At 60.7% G+C, this 20,332-nt stretch carries 17 protein-coding genes, 1 pseudogene and 1 riboswitch; of the genes and pseudogenes, 6 read left to right on the top strand and 12 right to left on the bottom strand.

Annotated features, from left to right (window positions below):
• Positions 1-146: 146 nt before the first annotated feature.
• From parC to ACIPIN_RS18705, 8 genes and pseudogenes are all read right to left on the bottom strand, one after another.
• A complete protein-coding gene (gene parC / locus ACIPIN_RS18740) occupies positions 147-2,411 on the bottom strand; it encodes a DNA topoisomerase IV subunit A (RefSeq protein ID WP_401120839.1) in 2,265 nt (754 codons plus the stop codon).
• A gap of 10 nt (positions 2,412-2,421) precedes the next feature.
• Positions 2,422-2,493: pseudogene (locus ACIPIN_RS18735) on the bottom strand (TIGR02281 family clan AA aspartic protease); the annotation flags it as partial.
• Complete coding sequence (locus ACIPIN_RS18730; protein WP_401120837.1) at positions 2,490-3,473, bottom strand: esterase-like activity of phytase family protein; 984 nt, start codon at positions 3,471-3,473, stop codon at positions 2,490-2,492. The pseudogene ACIPIN_RS18735 and the gene ACIPIN_RS18730, both read right to left, overlap by 4 nt.
• Positions 3,473-5,377, bottom strand: a complete 1,905-nt coding sequence (gene parE, locus ACIPIN_RS18725; RefSeq protein WP_401120836.1) for a DNA topoisomerase IV subunit B — start codon at positions 5,375-5,377, stop codon at positions 3,473-3,475. Before parE ends, ACIPIN_RS18730 begins: the two co-directional genes overlap by 1 nt.
• 42 nt (positions 5,378-5,419) lie before the next feature.
• Complete coding sequence (locus tag ACIPIN_RS18720; protein WP_401120835.1) at positions 5,420-6,028, bottom strand: YqiA/YcfP family alpha/beta fold hydrolase; 609 nt, start codon at positions 6,026-6,028, stop codon at positions 5,420-5,422.
• A gap of 168 nt (positions 6,029-6,196) precedes the next feature.
• Positions 6,197-7,012 (bottom strand): 3',5'-cyclic-AMP phosphodiesterase, encoded by an 816-nt coding sequence (gene cpdA / locus ACIPIN_RS18715; protein WP_401120833.1) that lies wholly within the window; start codon positions 7,010-7,012, stop codon positions 6,197-6,199.
• A 110-nt stretch (positions 7,013-7,122) separates the two neighbouring features.
• Positions 7,123-7,575 carry a DUF1249 domain-containing protein gene (locus ACIPIN_RS18710; protein WP_262114737.1) on the bottom strand — a complete coding sequence of 151 codons (453 nt, stop codon included), beginning with the start codon at positions 7,573-7,575 and terminating at the stop codon, positions 7,123-7,125.
• On the bottom strand, positions 7,566-8,183 hold the full coding sequence (locus ACIPIN_RS18705; protein ID WP_401120832.1) for an NUDIX domain-containing protein: 618 nt from the start codon (positions 8,181-8,183) through the stop codon (positions 7,566-7,568). Before ACIPIN_RS18705 ends, ACIPIN_RS18710 begins: the two co-directional genes overlap by 10 nt.
• Positions 8,184-8,407: 224 nt before the next feature.
• Between ACIPIN_RS18705 and ACIPIN_RS18700 the strand changes: the two genes are divergently transcribed.
• Entirely contained in the window at positions 8,408-9,154 is a 747-nt protein-coding gene (locus ACIPIN_RS18700) for an RsiV family protein (protein WP_401120830.1), read from the top strand.
• On the opposite strand, the gene cytX is transcribed toward ACIPIN_RS18700, so the two are convergent.
• Positions 9,123-10,415: a putative hydroxymethylpyrimidine transporter CytX gene (gene cytX, locus ACIPIN_RS18695; protein WP_401120829.1), complete on the bottom strand. Its 1,293-nt coding sequence runs from the start codon at positions 10,413-10,415 to the stop codon at positions 9,123-9,125. The genes ACIPIN_RS18700 and cytX overlap by 32 nt on opposite strands.
• A gap of 188 nt (positions 10,416-10,603) precedes the next feature.
• Entirely contained in the window at positions 10,604-12,493 is a 1,890-nt protein-coding gene (gene thiC, locus ACIPIN_RS18690; RefSeq protein ID WP_401120828.1) for a phosphomethylpyrimidine synthase ThiC, read from the bottom strand.
• 172 nt (positions 12,494-12,665) lie between these two features.
• A riboswitch (TPP riboswitch) is annotated at positions 12,666-12,771 on the bottom strand.
• Between the two features lie 195 nt (positions 12,772-12,966).
• On the opposite strand from thiC, the gene ACIPIN_RS18685 reads away from it, so the two are divergent.
• On the top strand, positions 12,967-14,406 hold the full coding sequence (locus ACIPIN_RS18685; RefSeq protein ID WP_401120827.1) for a TolC family outer membrane protein: 1,440 nt from the start codon (positions 12,967-12,969) through the stop codon (positions 14,404-14,406).
• Positions 14,407-14,510: 104 nt separating this feature from the next.
• Here ACIPIN_RS18685 and waaA read toward each other — a convergent pair whose 3' ends face one another.
• Together waaA and ACIPIN_RS18675 are read right to left on the bottom strand one after the other, a co-directional pair.
• Positions 14,511-15,788: a lipid IV(A) 3-deoxy-D-manno-octulosonic acid transferase gene (waaA, locus tag ACIPIN_RS18680; RefSeq protein WP_401120825.1), complete on the bottom strand. Its 1,278-nt coding sequence runs from the start codon at positions 15,786-15,788 to the stop codon at positions 14,511-14,513.
• 23 nt (positions 15,789-15,811) lie between these two features.
• Positions 15,812-16,702, bottom strand: a complete 891-nt coding sequence (locus tag ACIPIN_RS18675; RefSeq protein ID WP_401120824.1) for a LysR family transcriptional regulator — start codon at positions 16,700-16,702, stop codon at positions 15,812-15,814.
• A gap of 103 nt (positions 16,703-16,805) precedes the next feature.
• Here ACIPIN_RS18675 and ACIPIN_RS18670 point away from each other — a divergent pair, with 103 nt between their 5' ends.
• The 4 genes from ACIPIN_RS18670 to ACIPIN_RS18655 all read left to right on the top strand — a co-directional run bounded on the left by ACIPIN_RS18670 (position 16,806) and on the right by ACIPIN_RS18655 (position 20,258).
• A complete protein-coding gene (locus ACIPIN_RS18670) occupies positions 16,806-17,138 on the top strand; it encodes a multidrug efflux SMR transporter (protein ID WP_123423818.1) in 333 nt (110 codons plus the stop codon).
• 134 nt (positions 17,139-17,272) lie between these two features.
• Positions 17,273-18,448 (top strand): NAD(P)/FAD-dependent oxidoreductase, encoded by a 1,176-nt coding sequence (locus ACIPIN_RS18665; protein WP_401120822.1) that lies wholly within the window; start codon positions 17,273-17,275, stop codon positions 18,446-18,448.
• The gene (locus ACIPIN_RS18660; RefSeq protein WP_401120820.1) at positions 18,445-19,266 is read left to right on the top strand and encodes an aldo/keto reductase; all 822 of its coding nucleotides are present in this window, start codon (positions 18,445-18,447) and stop codon (positions 19,264-19,266) included. Before ACIPIN_RS18665 ends, ACIPIN_RS18660 begins: the two co-directional genes overlap by 4 nt.
• Before the next feature lie 26 nt (positions 19,267-19,292).
• Positions 19,293-20,258, top strand: coding sequence for a metal ABC transporter ATPase (locus ACIPIN_RS18655; protein ID WP_401120819.1), 966 nt, complete (start codon positions 19,293-19,295; stop codon positions 20,256-20,258).
• The last annotated feature ends 74 nt before the right edge of the window (positions 20,259-20,332 follow it).

Genomic DNA, 20,332 nt, shown 5'->3' with positions numbered 1-20,332 from the left:
TCACAGTGAAAAATACTCAATCAATATGAAGAACACTGAACCATGTCAGCGTTTGAAAGGCCATATCATCCGTGAATATGGCTTCCGACTCCAGCGCGAAAGCATCGATCTACGGGTTAAATCGTAGATCGAGCGCTCTAGACCGCTTAATTGAGAGTTTCTACCAATAGTGCATCGACACGCTGAAAGCCCCGCGGCAGCTTGTTACCACGGCGTCCGCGCTCACCCTTGTAGTGTTCGAGGTCGTCGGCCTTGAGCGATAGCGTGCGTTTACCGGCCTGCAAGACCAGGGTCGCGCCTTCCGGCAATACCGCGATGTCGGTGACATATTCTTCGCGACTGGCTACACGTTCGCCGGAGATGCCGATGATTTTGTTGCCTTTGCCCTTGCCCAGCTGCGGCAGGTCGCTGATTTTGAAGATCAGCAGGCGACCTTCGGTAGTGACCGAGGCCAACCAGTTCTGCTCGCGGTCGCTCACCGGACGCGGCAGGATCACCTTGGCGTTGTTCGGCAGGCTCAACAGCGCCTTGCCGGCCTTGTTCTTGGCTTGCAGGTCTTCACCCTTGACCACGAAACCGTAACCGGCGTCCGAAGCGATGACGTACAGCCCATCGTCTTCAGGCATCAATACGCATTCGAAGGTCGCCCCTGGCGGCGGCGTCAAACGGCCGGTCAGCGGTTCGCCCTGGCCACGGGCCGATGGCAACGTGTGCGCCGGTACCGAATAACTGCGGCCGGTGGAATCGATAAACACCGCAAACTGGTTGGAACGACCGGCAGCCGCAGTCTTGAAACCGTCCCCGGCCTTGTAGGAAAGCCCGGTGGCGTCGATGTCGTGGCCCTTGGCCGAGCGCACCCAGCCTTTCTCGGACAGCACCACGGTGACTTTTTCGTTCGGCAGCAGATCGTGTTCGGTCAGCGCGCGGGCTTCGGCACGCTCGACAATCGGCGAGCGACGGTCGTCGCCATAGGTTTCGGCGTCCTTGATCAGCTCGCTGCGCACCAGCTTCTTCAGCTTGGTTTCGCTGCCCAGCAAGGCTTGCAGCTTGGCTTGTTCCTTGAGCAGTTCATCCTGCTCGTCACGCAACTTCATTTCTTCAAGTCGCGCCAACTGACGCAGGCGGGTGTCGAGAATGTAGTCGGCCTGGATTTCGCTCAGGGCGAAACGCTCGATCAGCTTGGCCTTCGGATGTTCCTCGGTGCGGATGATGTGAATCACTTCATCCAGGTTGAGGTAAGCGATCAGCAAACCGTCCAACAGGTGCAGGCGACGCTCGACCTTGTCCAGGCGGAACTGCAGACGGCGGCGTACGGTATTAACCCGGAACTCCAGCCATTCCACCAGCAACGCTCGCAGATTCTTCAGCTGCGGCTTGCCGTCCAGACCAATGATGTTGATGTTGACCCGGTAGCTCGACTCCAGCTCGGTGCTGGCGAACAGGTGCTGCATCAACGCCTCATGATCGACCCGGCTGTTGACCGGAATGATCACGATACGGCACGGGTTCTCGTGGTCCGACTCGTCGCGCAGGTCCGCGACTTGCGGCGCCTTGGACGGCTTGGCCTGCATCATCGCGGCAATTTGTTCCAGCACTTTGGCACCGGAAACCTGATGCGGCAGCGAGGTGACGATGATGTCGCCGTCTTCGATGTGGTACACGGCGCGCATGCGCACCGAACCACGACCGGTTTCGTAGATTTTCAGCAGGTCGGCGCGCGGCGTAATGATTTCCGCTTCGGTCGGGTAGTCCGGGCCCTGGATGTGTTCACAGAGCTGCTCGACCGTGGCTTTGGGCTCGTCGAGCAAGCGTACGCAGGCCGTGGCAACTTCCCGCAGGTTGTGCGGCGGAACGTCAGTGGCCATACCCACGGCAATGCCGGTGGTGCCGTTGAGCAGAATGTTCGGCAAACGTGCCGGCAATACCAGCGGCTCGTCGAGGGTGCCGTCGAAGTTCGGGCCCCAATCCGCCGTGCCCTGGCCCAGCTCGCTGAGCAGCACTTCGGAATAACGCGACAGGCGCGCCTCGGTGTAACGCATGGCAGCGAAGGATTTCGGGTCATCCGGCGCACCCCAGTTACCCTGGCCGTCTACCAGCGTGTAGCGGTAGCTGAACGGCTGAGCCATCAGCACCATGGCTTCGTAGCACGCCGAGTCGCCGTGAGGGTGGAACTTGCCGAGCACGTCACCGACCGTACGCGCGGATTTCTTGTGCTTGGAGTCAGCGTCCAGCCCCAACTCGCTCATGGCGTAGATAATACGCCGCTGTACAGGCTTCAGGCCGTCGCCGATGTGCGGCAAAGCACGGTCCATGATCACGTACATGGAGTAGTTGAGGTAGGCATTTTCGGTGAAGTCGGCCAGTGAGCGGCGTTCTACGCCGTCCAGGCTGAGATCCAGGGAGTCGCTCATGCGGGCCTCATCATTTCGTTGTCTGGCGCAGCAGCAAGGTGCCGCCGCGCTGGGTAAATTCAAGTTGTTTCAGGGCGCTCATGGCTTGGCGCTCCAGCCACCTTGGGGTGCGGCAAAGCGCCAGACAATCGGCCGGGCTTCGCCGTCCGCGCGGGCACCGTTGTTGTTGTCAATGCCGATCCAGGCGCCATCGGCATCGACCACCAGTGCTTCGGCCAGACCGTAAGGCTGAGAATAACGTCGATGTTCCTGCAAGGCTTCAGCCGCGAACGACCAGCAACGCTCGACCTTGGCACTCAGCGCATCGCGACGACAGATTTGAAAAGCGTTGCGCTCCAGAGTGAAGAGCTTGCCGTTAAACAGTGCGAGGTCCGCAAAGTCCCTGGACACCGGTTTGGCCTTGGGAAACTGCGCCGGCTGCATTTCCAGGCCGGCCTCGCTCAACAGCACGCAGCTGCCGTCACAGTCCCAGACGCTCTGCTGACGTTTGAGCAGCAGCAATCCGCGTCGCTCACGCTCGGCCGCCAGCCATAACCGATCACCTTCCGGATTGATTGCCAGCCCTTCGAACAGCGCATTGAAGTGCAGCAACATGCCACTGGCTCGCGCCTCGCGGACCATGATCGGTGAAATTCTCAGCCACGAGGCAGGCCCGTGTAATGGCACTTGCAGTACCGCTGCATGGGCTTCACTGACGATGTAGCGGTTACCGGCCTTGTCGCAGGTGATGCCTTCGAAATCCAGACTTCCACCGCGCACGAAAGAGACTGCCCAGGTGCGCGATTTCAGCCCCCAGGGCAACCCGCTGTCAGGCACCGGCGGCACATCGATGCGCACGGTTTCGGCCTGCCAGACGCGCTCGCTGGTGTCGAGCCGGTAGATCTGGTCATCGTCGCGGTCGGACACCGTCCACAGGTCTTTACCACACCGCGCCAGCCCCGACAGGTTACCGCCGCGCATGCCGTCCACCGCGTGCTCGGACACCAGCGTCAGTTCAGGCGCAGGTTCTGCCGCAACGGCAGACGCCAACAGCAGCAACGCGAGGGCGAAACCGCTCCGCATCAGGCCAGAACCTCGGCCAGGTTGCCTTTGGATTCCAGCCAGGACTTACGGTCACCGGCACGTTTTTTCGCCAGCAGCATGTCCATCATTTCCGACGTGGCTTCGAAATCATCCAGCGTCAGTTGCACCAGACGTCGAGTGTTCGGGTCCATGGTGGTTTCGCGCAGTTGCGGCGGGTTCATTTCACCCAGACCTTTGAATCGGGTGACCTGTGGCTTGCCGCGCTTCTTCTCGGCCACCAGGCGATCGAGAATGCCATCGCGCTCAGCTTCATCGAGGGCGTAGTAAATTTCTTTGCCGAGGTCGATACGGTACAGCGGCGGCATCGCCACGTAGACGTGACCGGCGTCCACCAACGGGCGGAAATGCTGGACGAACAAGGCACACAGCAAGGTGGCGATGTGCAGACCGTCGGAGTCGGCGTCGGCGAGGATGCAGATCTTGCCGTAACGCAGCTGGCTCATGTCCGCCGCGCCCGGATCGACGCCAATAGCCACGGCAATGTTGTGCACTTCCTGGCTGGCCAGCACTTCGCTGCCGTCGACTTCCCAGGTGTTCAGAATCTTCCCGCGCAATGGCAGGATCGCCTGAAACTCTTTGTCCCGCGCTTGCTTGGCCGAACCGCCTGCGGAATCACCTTCCACCAGGAACAGCTCGGACCGCATCGGGTCCTGCCCGGCGCAGTCGGCGAGTTTGCCCGGCAAGGCCGGCCCTTGGGTGATGCGTTTGCGCTCGACCTTTTTACTGGCCTTCAGACGACGGCCGGCGTTGTTGATCGCCAGCTCAGCCAGTTGCAGGCCCAACTCAGGATGCGCGTTGAGCCACAGGCTGAAAGCGTCCTTGACCACGCCGGAAACAAACGCCGCCGCCTCGCGAGACGACAGTCGCTCTTTGGTCTGGCCGGAGAATTGTGGCTCCTGCATTTTCATCGACAGGACGAAAGCGATGCGTTCCCAGACGTCTTCCGGCGCCAGCTTCACGCCACGCGGCAGCAGGCTGCGGAATTCGCAGAATTCGCGCATTGCGTCGAGCAAGCCCTGACGCAGGCCGTTGACGTGAGTACCGCCCTGGGCCGTCGGGATCAGGTTGACGTAGCTTTCCTGCACACTGTCGCCACCTTCAGGCAGCCACAGCAGTGCCCAGTCGACCGCTTCTTTATTACCGGCCAGGCTGCCGCAGAAAGGTTCGTCGGGCAGACGTTCGAATTCGCTGACCGCGTCTACCAGATAGGAACGCAGACCGTCTTCGTAATGCCATTCGACTTTTTCGCCGGTGGCCTTGTCTTCAAAGCTGACCAGCAACCCCGGGCACAACACGGCCTTGGCCTTGAGTACGTGCTTGAGGCGGCTGATGGAGAATTTGGGAGAGTCGAAGTATTTCGGGTCCGGCGCGAAGTACACGCTGGTCCCGGTGTTGCGCTTGCCAACGGTGCCGACCACTTCCAGGTCGGTGGCTTTGTAGCCATCGGCGAAGGTCATCTGGTACTCGTTGCCATCGCGTTTGACGCGCACCCGGACCTGGGTCGACAGGGCGTTGACCACCGAAATACCCACCCCGTGCAAACCGCCGGAGAACTGGTAGTTCTTGTTGGAGAACTTGCCGCCCGCGTGCAGTTTGGTAAGGATCAGCTCGACGCCCGAGACACCCTCTTCGGGGTGAATGTCCACCGGCATGCCTCGGCCGTCATCGCTGACCTCCAGAGAGTGGTCGGCGTGAAGAATGACCTGCACCGATGTGGCATGCCCGGCCAAGGCTTCGTCGACACTGTTGTCGATGACTTCCTGGGCGAGGTGATTCGGCCGACTGGTGTCGGTGTACATGCCGGGGCGTTTGCGCACCGGGTCGAGGCCCGAGAGGACTTCGATGGCGTCTGCGTTATAAGAGCTAGCGCTGGGAGTGGCCATGGGGTCTCGTCGTCAGTTGTTCATGAAAATAGGGGCAAGGGTTCACAGTGCTGTGAAATCGATCGCCTGATACACATCTGCACCTATGCCTGCAAAACTCAACAGGGCCGGCAATTGCCCGGCGAAACCCTGAAAACTGTGGTCGCCACCGGCCTGGATGCGCAAGGCGCAGGCTCGGTAATACTGCTGGGCGAGGCGATAGTCCAGCGTTTCGTCCCCGGTTTGCAACCACACCTGAAACCGCTGCGGGTCCTGGGGCGCCGACACTTCCAGCTCGGCCAGGGCCGTCACGTGGTCGTGGGTCAATTCCCAGGTCTCGTCGGTATACAGGTTCTTCTGCGTGCCCAGGTATCCGTCGAACATCCGATGCGGGCTGACGGCAGGGTTGACCAACAGCGCCTTGAGGCCATGGCGCTCGGCAAGGTGAGTGGCATAGTAGCCGCCGAGGGAGCTGCCGACCAGCAGTGGCCGCCCCAGTGTGGCAATCGCCTGCTCCAGCTGACCGATGGCCTCGCGCGGATGGTGATGCAAGGCCGGCACCTGCAACTGATCGCCCAGACCCAGACGATCCATCACGTCGACCAACTGACAGGCCTTTTTCGACGAGGGTGCGCTGTTGAAACCGTGGATATAGAGGATCGAACCAGACATGCGAGCTCCCTGTGCGACGGGCAAAGAGCCGCAGTTTACAGGGACTTCGGCAGGCTTGGGGGAGCATCAAAAAGATATCAACTACACACTCACCGTAGGAGCTGCCGAAGGCTGCGATCTTTTGATCGTTAAAAGATCGCAGCCTTCGGCAGCTCCTACGCGGGTGAATCAGTAGCCGTTGGAACCGTAATCAACCTGAAACTCGAACCCGGTCACACGCTCGACCCCGGTTTCCAGCCGTCCGTCCGGTAGCAACCGCAGCCAGCGATAGCCTGGCGCCAGGGTATCGACCTTGAAATCCACACTGCCTGGCTCGAACTGGATGCAGGTCGACGGTGAAGCGATCAGCCGCACGCCGTTGCGTAACTGATCGATTTCCTGATGCACATGGCCCCAGAGCACTGCCCGAACCTGTGGAAAACGATCGAGCACGGCAAACAAGGCTTCCGGGTTGCGCAGGCCTATCGGCTCCATCCAGGCACAACCGATGGACACCGGATGATGGTGAAAGCACACCAGATGATGGCGTTCCGGCGCTTCACTCAGGGCGCGTGCGAGCAATTGCAGCTGATCATCCTGCAAATACCCCGGCACCGAGCCGGGTACCGCCGAGTCCAGCAAGGTGATCCGCCAGTTGCCGATATCCACCACCGGCTCCAGCAGCTGACTCTGGACCGCTGCCCGGGCCATGATTTGTGGCTCATCGTGGTTGCCCGGAATCCAGCGAGCGGGAGCATCGATCTGCCGGGTCATCTCACGAAACTGCCGATACGACTCAAGCGTGCCGTCCTGGGACAAGTCGCCGCTGGCGATCATCAGGTCGATGTGCGGCTGTTGCGCCAGCACCAACTCGATAACCTTTTGCAGGCTGTCGCGGGTGTTCATGCCCAGCAACGTCCCATCCGCCTCGGCGAACAGATGACTGTCAGAGAGCTGCACCAGCAATACGGCATCGTTGGCGGTCAGAGTGGATACGCTCGGCAAGGCGTTCTCCCAAGGCGTGATCACGGCGGTGGATAAGTGGCGCAATTATGCTGGGGGAAATTGAAAAGAGGAAACCCGTGAACCGGACGCAGTTCACAACTAACGCATAGCTAGCGCACGGCTTCGAACTCATGCCCACAGGCCAAGCAATGACTCAGCCATTCGCCGAGGAACACATTGAGCTGGGCTTTTTCGTCTGGCTGGTGCATCAACGCATTCGGGTAAGGATAGATGCCGCGAAAGCGCCGCGCATGTTCGGCGCTGATAACTTCGGCCATCCGCGCGTCGTGGTACACCTGAACTTCCAACTGCGGCACCGGTAGCCACGGCAGGCTGTGTTCCTGACGCACTCGCAGGGTCGTGGTGTACGGACACGCTTGCAGCACTTCCAGCATCAGCACACCCAGCATCTGCTCGCCCTGGGTCATGGCAATGCGCCGGGCCGTCGGCTGATTGCGCATCTCCGGCAACAGGCGCATCAAACGGGCGTAATTGGCCTCGCAGGCGCTTTGCAGCCCCACGAGGTCGACCCGATAACGATCGCGCTGTTTGTTTACGACCATAGCCCCCTCACTTCAACGCGATTCAAAGCCAGCCATTGCAAGGCAATGATGCTTGCCGCGTTGGAAATCCGCCCATCACGTACGGCCTGCAGGGCATCTTCGAAGTCCCAGACCGTCACGCGAATGTCTTCTGCTTCCTCCACCAGCCCATGAATGCCGCCGGCCCCGTTACTGTCACACCGCCCCAGATACAAGTGCACATATTCGGTACTGCCACCGGGCGACGGAAAATAATTGAGCATCGGCCACAGAGCAGTGAATACAAGTCCAGCTTCCTCCTGCGCTTCGCGGTGAGCAACTTCTTCCGGTATTTCGTCCCGATCGATCAGACCAGCGACCAGTTCGATCAGCCACGGATTATCGGTCTTGCCCATTGCACCGACACGAAATTGCTCGATCAAAACCACTTCGTCCCGCTGCGGATCGTAAGGCAAGACGCACACAGCATCATGACGAACGAACACCTCGCGACTGATCTCGCGACTCATACCACCGGCAAACAGCTCATGGCGCAGGTGCACGCGATCGAGCTTGTAGAAACCCTTGTAGCAGTTTTCGCTGCGAACGACGTCTACGATGGTCGGGGTGGCATTGGCAAAATCAGTCATAACAATCCTCGTTTACAGTCAATCCGTCTGAGGCTCCCCCTCAGGCTTCGCGCCATCCTAACGTGCTCACAGCGTTTGATGCAGCCTCTATGCAATCGCCGGGATAGACGGCAGGGGAGCAAACCTACTCTAATTGATACTATTGAGCTTAGTGGCGAACTGACCGCCACGCTGGCAGTCGAAGCCGGTAACTTTTGCCTTTCACTGATTCATGAAGGACGCCCATGTCGCTGTTGAAAATCGCCTCCGTGGCCTGTATCGCCCTTACGCTCGGCGCTTGCCAAAGCCTGTTCCAGCCCAGCTATCGCGCGCCGCTGGCATCCACCAGCGATGCGTCCGAGCAGGTCAAACCCGGGTGCGGCAGCCCCGACTGCCCGTTGGTGAATATCGATACGGTGCACTTCCCCAACGAGCCGCAACTGGACCGGATCGTCGAGCAGCGCCTGCTGCAAATGACCCGCACATCAGCGGGTGCGGCACTGCCAGCGTCGATCAACGCCTACCGGGAACAGTTTTTAAGCGCGTCAGGCAATCGCAACAGCAGCTATTTGCAAGCCAAGGTACGTGAGCAGCATGACGGACTGGTGATCGTTGAAGTGTCCAGCTATCTGGACACCGGGGCGGCCAATGGCACGCCGGGGCGAGGGTTCATCAATTATTCACGTCAGCAGCAAAAAGAGCTGAGCCTGCCCGACATGCTTCTGCCGGGCCAGGAAACGGCTTTCTGGAAGACCGCGCAGGTCGCCCACAATAGCTGGTTGATCAATTCGCAGATGGATCGGGACCCGGACTTTGTGAAGACCTGGCCCTTCCAGAAAACCCCGAACGTGGCACTGACCAGCGCCGGGGTGGTGCTCAAGTACAACGTTGCGAGCATCGCGCCCTACTCGCTTGGTCTCATCGAGATGACCATCCCTTACGCCCGTCTCAAGGGTCAGATCAAGCCTGAGCTGGTGCCCGAGCGTAGCTGAAGACCCGACCCAGCAGCAGTTGCAGCAGCCCTGCCAGTACCAGCGACGGTAGGGTTGCGCCGACTTGCGGATACAGATTCGCGAGCAAGTGATAGGTACTCACCCCGCCCAACCAGGCGAGCAACGCCGGCCAGCGCAAGGCGGCTGACGCAACCTGAGCACTGCGCTGACGCAGGATGAAGTGATCCACCAGCACCACGCCGAACAGCGGCGCGAACACCGAGCCGATCAACAGCAGGAAGTTCTGGTACTGGGCCAAGGGCGCCAGGCAGGCAATCAGCGTGCAGATCACACCGATGGCCAAGGCCAGGTGTTCGACTTTCATGCGCAACAGAATCCCGCTGGACACCGCCGCCGAGTGAATGTCGGCGAACGCATTTTCCGACTCATCAAGCAGAATCAGCAACAGCGGAATGCCCAAACCGGCACCGGCCAGCGCCAACAGCAAGGCATTGACTTCACCGCTCGGGGCAAACGCCAGGGTGTAGGCAACACCGAGGCTCATCAGCCAGAAGTTACCGATAAAGAAGCCCAGCGCCGTACCGCCGAATACGCTTTTCGCACGCTTGCCGAAACGCGAGTAGTCGGCAATCAGTGGCAGCCACGACAGCGGCATGGCGATGGCAATGTCAAACCCCACGGCGAACGGCATCGAACCGTCACCGGCCTGCGCCCACAGCGCGGCCAGATCGGCTTTGGCGAAGAGGTTCCAGGTCAGCCAGATGCACGCCGCCAGCAGCAACCAGATGCCCCACTTGCGCAGGATCTTGCGGACGAACGTCAATGGACCACTGACCGCGAGCAAGGTCGCCAAGGCACCGAACGCCAGCGTCCAGAGCAATGGATTGGCCATCAGGCTACCGTCGTTGAACGCACGGGAACCCAGCAGGCTGGCCGCATCGCGCATGACGATGATTTCGAACGAGCCCCAACCGATCAGTTGCAGAAGGTTCAGCATTGCCGGCAGGCTCGCGCCGCGAGCACCGAGACTGAGTTTCAGCGCGGCCATGGCCGACAGGCCGGTATCGCTGCCGATCACCCCGACACACGCCAGCAGCAGAACGCCGACCAGGGTGCCAAGGAAAATCGCCAGCAACGACCCCGACAGCCCCAGCCCCGGCGCCAGCAAGGCACCGGTCTGCAAGACCATCAGACCAATGCCGAGGGAAAACCACAGGGAGAACAGATCACGGGCACCGAAAACACGCTGAGCCAGAGGCACGGCGTGGTCGGGGGAATAGGTACTGGTTGGAATGCTCAAGGGTGTTATCTCAGAGGGATAAAGTGTGTCATTGGTATTTTCGGTGCCTGGCCTGGCCCCTTCGCGAGCAAGCCCGCTCCCACACTGGATCTCCTGTGAACACAAAATTTGTGTACGACTGAGACCTAATGTGGGAGCGGGCTTGCTCGCGAAGACGGCAGCACAGGCGCCGTCAATCCCGGGTCAGATCAAACTTTTTTATACAGCTGACTGCCTTCCTGCTTGAAGCGCTCAGCCTGTTCGGCCAGACCTTGGGCGACTTCTGCATCGACGGTTTCGATCCGCTGGTTGGCCGCATATTCACGGACTTCCTGGGTGATTTTCATCGAGCAGAATTTCGGCCCGCACATCGAGCAGAAATGCGCGACCTTGGCCGAGTCCTTTGGCAGGGTTTCATCGTGGTACGAACGCGCGGTGTCCGGATCCAGACCGAGGTTGAACTGGTCCTCCCAGCGGAACTCGAAACGCGCCTTGCTCAAGGCGTTGTCGCGGATCTGCGCGCCCGGATGCCCCTTGGCCAGGTCAGCCGCGTGGGCGGCGATCTTGTAGGTGATGATCCCGGTCTTCACGTCATCCTTGTTCGGCAGGCCCAAGTGTTCCTTCGGCGTGACGTAGCAAAGCATGGCGCAACCGAACCAGCCGATCATCGCCGCACCGATGCCCGAAGTGATGTGGTCATAACCCGGTGCGATGTCGGTGGTCAGTGGGCCGAGGGTGTAGAACGGCGCCTCGTCGCAGCACTCGAGCTGCTTGTCCATGTTCTCTTTGATCAACTGCATCGGCACGTGGCCGGGGCCTTCGATCATGCACTGTACATCGTGCTTCCAGGCGATCTTGGTCAGCTCGCCGAGGGTTTCCAGTTCACCGAACTGCGCTTCGTCGTTGGCGTCGGCAATCGATCCCGGACGCAAGCCATCGCCCAGCGAGAAGCTGACGTCGTAGGCCTTCATGATTTCGCAGATGTCTTCGAAATGGGTGTAGAGGAAGTTCTCCTTGTGGTGCGCCAGGCACCACTTGGCCATGATCGAACCGCCACGGGAAACGATACCAGTCACGCGTTTGGCGGTCAGCGGCACGTAGCGCAGCAACACACCGGCGTGGATCGTGAAGTAGTCGACGCCCTGCTCGGCCTGCTCGATCAGCGTGTCGCGGAACAGCTCCCAGGTCAGGTCTTCGGCTGCGCCGCCGACTTTTTCCAGCGCCTGATAGATCGGCACGGTACCGATCGGCACTGGCGAGTTGCGGATGATCCACTCGCGGGTTTCGTGAATGTGCTTGCCGGTGGACAGGTCCATGACCGTGTCCGAACCCCAGCGAATGCCCCAGGTCAGTTTCGCCACTTCTTCTTCGATGGACGAACCCAGCGCGCTGTTGCCGATGTTGCCGTTGATCTTCACCAGGAAGTTACGGCCGATGATCATCGGTTCCAGTTCGGTGTGGTTGATGTTCGCCGGAATGATCGCGCGACCGCGGGCGATCTCCTCACGGACAAACTCCGGGGTGATGATTTTCGGCACGCTGGCGCCGAAGCTGTGGCCGGCGTGTTGCTGATCCAGCAGACCTGCGGCACGGGCCACTTCGAGCTTCATGTTTTCGCGGATGGCGACGTATTCCATCTCGGCGGTGATGATGCCTTTGCGGGCGTAGTGCATCTGGCTGACGTTGGCGCCCGGCTTGGCGCGGCGCGGGTTGTTCACGTGAGCGAAACGCAGCTTGGTCAGCTCCGGATCGGCGAGGCGCTCCTGGCCGAAATTCGAGCTCAGACCGGCCAGACGCTCGGTGTCGCCACGGGCTTCGATCCACGGCGAACGCACGTCGCCCAGGCCTTTGCGCACATCAATGATCACGTTGGGATCGGTGTACGGACCCGACGTGTCGTAGACCACAACCGGTGCGTTGATCTCGCCGCCGAAGTCGGTGGGGGTCACGTCGAGGCTGATTTCGCGCATCGGCACGAGGATGTCCGGGCGAGTGCCCTGGACATAAATTTTCTGCGAGCGAGTAAAGGGCTGAACCGATTGCTGATCGACCTTGGCCGAATCACTCAGATTGATTGCATTTTTTGATTTTGTAGTCATCACGGGCTCTCCAGACTTCATCCAGGCAGTGGATTTTTTGTCGGAGCGAACCTGTAACGAATGGACGCAGCCCACCAGTGAAAACTCCAACTGGATGAGTGCTGTGCTGAGTGCACGAGAGCTGTTCGATTGTCGAACAACATCCCGGACGAAGCACAAGAGGACTCGCCGGGTGACGAGAAATCTTGTTCCCTACGCAGGCATAAACCTGATCAGGTTCAACGGGATCCGAATTTATTCGATCTCAGCCTCATAGCAAGGCACCCCGACAAGAACCCGGCCAGTCTAGACACAACTGGCAAAGAACGCCAACACCGGTGCAAACAGCGTGATGAATGGCGTAATTACAGGATTGTTGCCGTCGACAGGCGCAACTACACTCGCTACGCCATGCTGCGCCTTGACGCTGTAAAGCGCGCGCCGTAGCCTTGGCGCTCAGATTATTGACGTAATATAAATTTAGGGATCGCCTCATGCTGCGCAAACTCTCACTGGCCCTCGCCGTGTCTTGTGCGTCCAATGGAATGGCCTGGGCAGCAGAAGCGCCCTTATCGACCAAGACCGATCTGGTCAGCGTCTACCAGGAAGCCGTCGACAACAACGCTGACCTGGCCGCAGCCCGCGCCCAATATGGCGCGCAAAAGGAAGTCGTGCCCCAGGCCCGCGCCGGCCTGCTGCCGAACCTCTCGGGTGGTGCTGAAGTCGCCGATGTGCGGACAAAAATCGACCAGCCGTCAGCCATCGCCAACCGCAGTGCCCACTTCTATCAAGCGACGCTGGCCCAGCCGTTGTTCCGCGCCGATCGCTGGTTCCAGTTTCAGGCGGCCAAGGATGTCAACGAGCAAGCGGCGCTGCAACTCTCGGCGACCGAGCAGAACCTGATCCTGCAAAGTGCCGAGAACTACTTCAACGTGCTGCGCAGCCAAGACAACCTGGCCTCGACCAAGGCCGAAGAAGCGGCGTTCAAACGCCAGCTCGACCAGTCCAATGAGCGTTTCGATGTGGGCCTCTCGGATAAGACCGACGTGCTGCAATCGCAAGCCAGTTACGACACCGCACGCGCCAATCGGATCCTCGCCCAGCGCCAGGTGGATGATGCGTTTGAAGCGCTGATCACCCTGACCAACCGTCAGTACAACTCGATTCAGGGCATCGTCCACACCTTGCCGATCCTGCCGCCAGCGCCGAACGACGCCAAGGCCTGGGTCGACACCGCAGCCAAACAGAACCTCAACCTGTTGGCCAGTAACTACGCAGTCAGCGCCGCCGAAGAGACACTCAAGCAGCGCAAGGCCGGTCACGCGCCGACCCTCGACGCCGTGGCGCAGTACAAGACCGGTGACAACGATGCGCTGGGCTTCAGCAACCCGAGTCCCTTTGGTCAACCGTATGGTGGCACCGTTTCGCAAAGCACGGTCGGCCTGCAATTGAACATTCCGATCTACAGCGGCGGGCTGACCAGCTCGCAGGTTCGCGAGTCGTACTCGCGCCTGGACCAAAGCGAACAGCAACGCGAAGCGCTGCGTCGGCAAGTGGTGGAAAACACCCGCAACCTGCACCGTGCGGTGAATAGCGATGTCGAGCAGGTGCAGGCACGCCGCCAGTCGATCATCTCGAACCAGAGCGCGGTGGAAGCCACGGAAATCGGTTATCAGGTGGGTACGCGCAACATCGTCGATGTGCTCGACGCCCAGCGTCAGCTGTACACCTCGGTGCGCAATTACAACAACAGCCGCTACGACTACATTCTCGACAACCTGCGCCTGAAGCAGGCGGCCGGCACTCTGAGCCCGGGCGACTTGCAAGATCTGAAGCGTTATCTCAAGGCCGACTACAACCCGGACAAGGACTTCCTGCCGCCGGACCTGGCCAAGGCTGCAGCGGAACAGCTGAAGGCTCCGCCGAACTATTAAGCAAGATCAAAAGATCGCAGCCTTCGGCAGCTCCTACGGAGGAACACAATTCCCGCGTAGGAGCTGCCGAAGGCCGCGATCTTTTTTATGTCATGCACCGCGGTCTAACGGTCGATCAACCGCCCCAACCCATCCAGCAATCGCTGCAAGGCGCCCTGATTGGCGCGCATTACCGTAAGCCCCGCCTCTGCCATCCGCTGCGCATCGCGTGGCAACTCGAACAACCGCTGCACCGCCACCGCCAGCCCTTGGGCGTCATCCACTTCCTGCAACGCCTTGGCACTGCGCAGCAGCGCGGCGATCTCAAGGAAGTTGAACAGGTGCGGCCCGCTCAACACCGGTTTGGCCAACGCCGCCGGCTCCAACAGGTTATGCCCGCCATTCGGCACCAGGCTACCGCCAACAAACGCGCTGTCGGCCAAGGCGTAGAGAAACAGCAACTCGCCCATGGTGTCGCCGAGCAGCACTGAGGTGTTGGCGCTGACGGCTTCGCCGGTCGAGCGGCGGATCGTGTTGAAGCCTTGCTGCTGGCAGAGTTCGAACACCGGGTTGAAGCGCTCGGGGTGACGCGGTACCAGAATCAGTAGCGTATCCGGATGGCTGGCGAGCAATTGCCGATGAGCCGCCAGCACCACTTCGTCTTCACCTTCATGGGTGCTCGCGGCGATCCACACCGGACGCTCGACCGCTTGCCATTGCTGACGCAACTCGGCGGCGCGCTGCAGCAGTTGTGGATCGATACTCAGGTCGAATTTGATCGAGCCGGTCACTTCGACCGTTTCCGCACGCGCACCCAACTGCCGAAAACGCTCGGCCTCGGCTTCGGTCTGCACCGCGAACAGGCTCATTTCGGCAAGCATCGGCTGGGTCAGTTTTGCGAAACGGCCGTAGCCTCTGGCCGAGCGCTCCGAGAGCCGGGCATTGGCCAGCGCTACCGGAATTCCGCGTTTGGCGCACTGATGAATGTGATTGGGCCACAACTCGGTTTCCATGATTACGGCCAGTTTCGGCCGGACCCTGTCGAGGAAGCGCGCCGCCGCACAGGGCAAATCGTAGGGCAGATAGCAGTGCTGGATGCGCGGCTCATTGGCGAACATCGCGTGAATTCGCTCGGAGCCGGTTGGGGTCATGCAGGTCACGGTGATTGGTAGCTGTGGATAACGTTCGAGCAACGCACGAATCAGCGGCGCAGCGGCGATACTCTCGCCGACCGACACCGCGTGTACCCAGATGCCGCCGGGCTTCATCACCGGCAAGCCGATGGAGAAGCGCTCGCCAATACGCCTGGCGTACGCCGGCGCCTTGCGCGAGCGCAGCCACAGCCGAATCGCTACCAGTGGCAGCCCCAAGTAAAACAGCACGGTGTAGAGAGTTCTATTCATGGCGGCGGAGTTTATCGGCTTTTTTAGCCGATCGCCTGCAAGTGCACGGCAAAACGCTCCGCCAACCAACGCGCCGCCGGCCCCAATGGCTCATCACGCCGCCAGACCAGTTCCACCACCAAGGCTGGCGGGGTCCACTCGCTGACCAGTTCGACCATCTGGCCTTGATACGCCGGGTACTGCACCACATGCCGTGGCAACCAGGCCCAGCCCAACCCGCGCATCAGCCACTCGGCCAGGACATAAAAACTGTCGGCCCGCCAAACTTGCGGGCTGGCTTGTTCACTGCCGGGGTAGACGCTGGAATGCGTGGCCATCAGCAGTTGTCGATGCTGCGCCATCTGCTGACAACTGACCTGTCCATCTACGGCCAGCGGATGCCCTACTCCGCACACCGTGACCATCTCGACACTGCCCAACACCCGACGCTCCAGGGCTTCGGGAATCTGCTCGTGATAAAACAGCAAGCCCAGATCGGCCCGGCGCTCCACCAGTTTGCGCGCCACATCACCCTGTGCGGCGCTGGCCAGTTGCACTTCCAGGCTGGGAAATCGCTCGGCCAATGCTTCGAGGCTGTCGAGCACTGGCTGATATGGCATGGCCTCATCCTGCGCCAGACGCAGCCGCGCTTCCTGACCGCGCATCAACGCCTGCGCCCGGCCATTGAGCCGCTCGCACTGGCGCAGCACCTCTCGCGCTTCTTCGAGCAATGCACTGCCGGCTTCGGTCAGGCGTGGCTGGCGACCGCTACTACGATCAAACAGGTTCACGCCAAGGTCTGCTTCAAGCAGCGCAATTGAACTACTGACCGCCGACTGTGCCTTACGTTGGTCCCGCGCGACAGCCGAAAACGAACGCTGCTCGGCGACGCTAACGAACAGACGCATCTGTTCCAGACTCCATTGCACACTCATTATTCAACCCATCTTTAATTCAGATAGGTAATGACTTTACCCCATCTCCAGAGTCTCTAGAATGCCGACCTTATCAAGTAGGTCCAAACACGAGGAACGCCCCATGAACGCTTACTACTACCTGGCTATCGCCATCTGCGCCGAAGTGATCGCCACCGTATCGATGAAAGCGGTCAAGGGCCTGAGCACGCCGATCCCTCTGCTGCTGATCACTGTCGGTTATGGCATCGCGTTCTGGATGCTGACCCTGGTGGTGCGCACCATTCCCGTTGGCGTCACCTACGCGGTATGGGCCGGCATGGGCATCGTGATGGTCAGTATCGCGGCGCTGTTTCTCTACGACCAGAAACTCGACATCCCGGCCATGCTCGGCATGGCGCTGATTGTCCTGGGCGTGGTGGTCATCCAGTTGTTCTCGAAAACCGCCGGGCACTAAGAGCAGCTTCAAGCTTCAAGCTACAAGCGGCAAGAAAGAGCAACACCAGCCCTCTTGCAGCTTGAGGCTTGAAGCTTGAAGCTTGCCGCTAGGCTGTATACTGCGCCTCTAGTCTTGAACGCTGAGGTCGCTGCATGCCATCCGTTATTTCCACCGACGTGCTGATTGTCGGCGCTGGTGTCGCCGGCCTCTGGCTGAACGCACGCCTGCGCCGCCAGGGTTTTTCGACCGTGCTGGTGGAAAGTGCCAGCCTCGGTGGCGGGCAAAGTGTGAAGTCCCAGGGGATCATCCACGGCGGCGCCAAGTACGCGCTGCACGGCGCGTTGACGGGAGCCTCGGAAGCGATTGCCGACATGCCGCGACGCTGGCGTGAAGCCCTGGCCGGCGACGGCGAACTGGACTTGTCCGGTGTACGCCTGCTCTCCGAAGCCCACTATCTGTGGTCACCCGGCACCCTCGCCGGCAACCTCACCAGTTTCTTCGCCAGCAAAGCGGTGCGTGGTCGGGTCGATCAGGTCAAGGGCGAGCAACTGCCGCCGGCCCTGCAAGACAAGCGTTTCAAGGGCAAGGTCTATCGCCTGGCTGAGCTGGTGGTCGACGTGCCAAGCCTGATCGCACGCCTGGCCGAGCTGGCCGGTGATGGCCTGCTGGCCGGCCAGAAGATCGAGCCGCTGCTGGAGAACGGCGAACTGGTCGGCCTGCGAGTCGACGAACGCGAGATCCGTGCACAGCGCATTGTCCTCAGCGCCGGTGCTGGTAACGCCGACTTGCTCACCGCGCTCGGCCTGAGCCAGCCGGCCATGCAACGTCGGCCGCTGCACATGATCATTGTCAAAGGCCCGACCCTCAAACCGCTGTACGCTCACTGCCTGGGCGGCGGGCCAAAGCCGCGCATCACCGTCACCACCCACCCGGCCGCTGATGGCCAATGGGTCTGGTACCTGGGCGGTGACATTGCCGAAGCCGAGGGCGTGGCTCGCGAGCCCGCCGCGCAAATCGCCGCTGCACAGAAAGAGCTCGGCAACCTGTTGCCGTGGATCGACCTCAGCCAGGCGCAATGGGCGACCTTGCGGGTCGAGCGCGCCGAGCCACTGCAATCAGGCCTGAGCCGCCCGGACAACGCCTTCCTCGCCGAGCAGGACCGTCTGCTGGTGGGTTGGCCGACCAAACTGGCGCTGGCACCGGACTTCTCTGACCGAGTGCTTGCATCGCTGCAACGCGACGGTATCCAGCCAAGCCACCCGGCGCCGTTGCCGGCGCTGCCAAAACCACCGATGGGCGTGCCTGCCTGGGAGCAATTGCTGCCATGAGCCAAGCTACCCTGCACAACCTGCATCGCCCGCTGGGCAGTACTGGCCTGCTGGTTTCGCCGCTGGGCCTGGGCACGGTGAAACTCGGCCGCGACCAAGGCGTGAAGTACCCCAATGGCTTTCAGATCCCGGATGATGATGAAGCGCGCAGGCTGCTCAAGCTGACCCGCGACCTGGGCATCAACCTGATCGATACGGCGCCTGCCTATGGCCGCAGTGAAGAACGCCTCGGCCCATTGCTGCGCGGTCAGCGTCAGGACTGGGTGATTGTCAGCAAGGTCGGCGAAGAGTTCGCCGATGGCCTGTCGCGGCATGATTTCAGCGCTGCGCACACACGGTTTTCCGTCGAACGCAGCCTGAAACGTCTGGAGACCGACTTTATCGACCTGATGCTGGTGCATTCGGATGGCAACGATCTGGCGATCCTCAACGAGTGCGAGGTCTACCAAACCCTCGCCGAGCTCAAGCGCGAAGGCAAGATTCGCGGCTTCGGGTTTTCCGGCAAGACCGTTGATGGTGGTTTAAAGGCTCTGGAACAAGGCGATTGCGCCATGGTCACCTACAATCTCAACGAGCAGGCCGAGCGGCCGGTCATCGACTACGCTGCTGCCCACGGCAAAGCCATCCTGGTGAAGAAGGCTCTGGCCAGCGGTCACGCCTGCCTCAGCCCAGGTGTGGACCCGGTACGCGCCAGCTTCGAATTGTTGTTCGCGCAACCCGGTGTCGCCAGTGCTATTGTCGGGACCATTAATCCGCTGCACCTCGCCCACAATGTGGCGACTGTTGCTCAAGTTCTAGGGTCTGTTGACGTTTTGTGACGACCGCGACGCAAGAAGGAGCCGACATGCCGCGAACGCTCATAAGAAAGAACCCCAGCAACTTCAAGACCCTGCCGTTATACGTCGAAGCGACTCCCGAAGGCCTGAGCTATCAGAGTGTCGGGAGGCCGTTGAATTTCTCCCAGACCCTGCAACGTCGGCGCCCGGTCACGGTGGCCAATCCAGAGCACTTCTCGCTGGAGCTGGCCAACCTCGGCGTCTCGGTACGCCTGACCCTGCACTGGCAAAATCGCGATTACTGGGTGCTGGTCCGCCAGCGCCGTCAGGACCGTGGCGACGTGGTGCTCAAACTGATCTCGGGTTATGTGCCGGCGCACGAACTGAACCTGCCGTTGCACACAGCCATTCAGGAAATCGCCGAAGAATGTCTGCTGGAAACGCCGGAAGGCTGGCTCGGCGGGCGCTTCAATGACACCTGGCTGCCCGCGCCCTACGCCACCGCGCTGCATTATCGCGAGGCGCTGCCGTTTCGCCTGACACCGTTGTCTGGCGCTGCACGTCCGGTGCGTTGCGCCAATATGCAGCTGATCGAGCGCCCACGGGCTTACGTGCATTTGCCCACGGCTTCGTTGCAGTTGATCTACGATTTGCGCCTGAACGTGCCCAAGGAAGCCAAGTCCCTGAGCCTGTTCCATGTCGATGAACGTCTTGAAGGTGATCAACTGGTCGCGCGGCTGGACCGCAAGCGCCCCGACCTGTACCTGATGCCTCTTGAGGATGGCCAGCCTTTGCCTGAGCTCTACACCCTGAAAAAAGATCAGCTCTACCCGGCAAGCACACGCGGACTGTATCTGGCAGAAAGTTTTGCCCGACAGGAAGGCTGGCTGGTGCGTGACGAGCGGATTCGCTGGAAGGATTGGCTCAGACAGCAAGGCTTGAGCCAACCGGGCAAGGCATCAGGTTTCAGCCGACTGACCGGCAAGGCCAAACTGCTGCTGAAGAAAATCGTGCCGCGCAAAGTGGCACGATAGGTCGGCCACCACAGACCCGTGGCGAGGGAGCTTGCTCCCGCTGGGCCGCGAAGCGGCCCTAAAACCTGCCATTG

Origin of the sequence: Pseudomonas sp. NPDC087697, from assembly GCF_044743155.1 — a bacterium.
GTDB lineage: Bacteria > Pseudomonadota > Gammaproteobacteria > Pseudomonadales > Pseudomonadaceae > Aquipseudomonas.
This window is presented reverse-complemented; position numbering and strand designations above follow the sequence as displayed.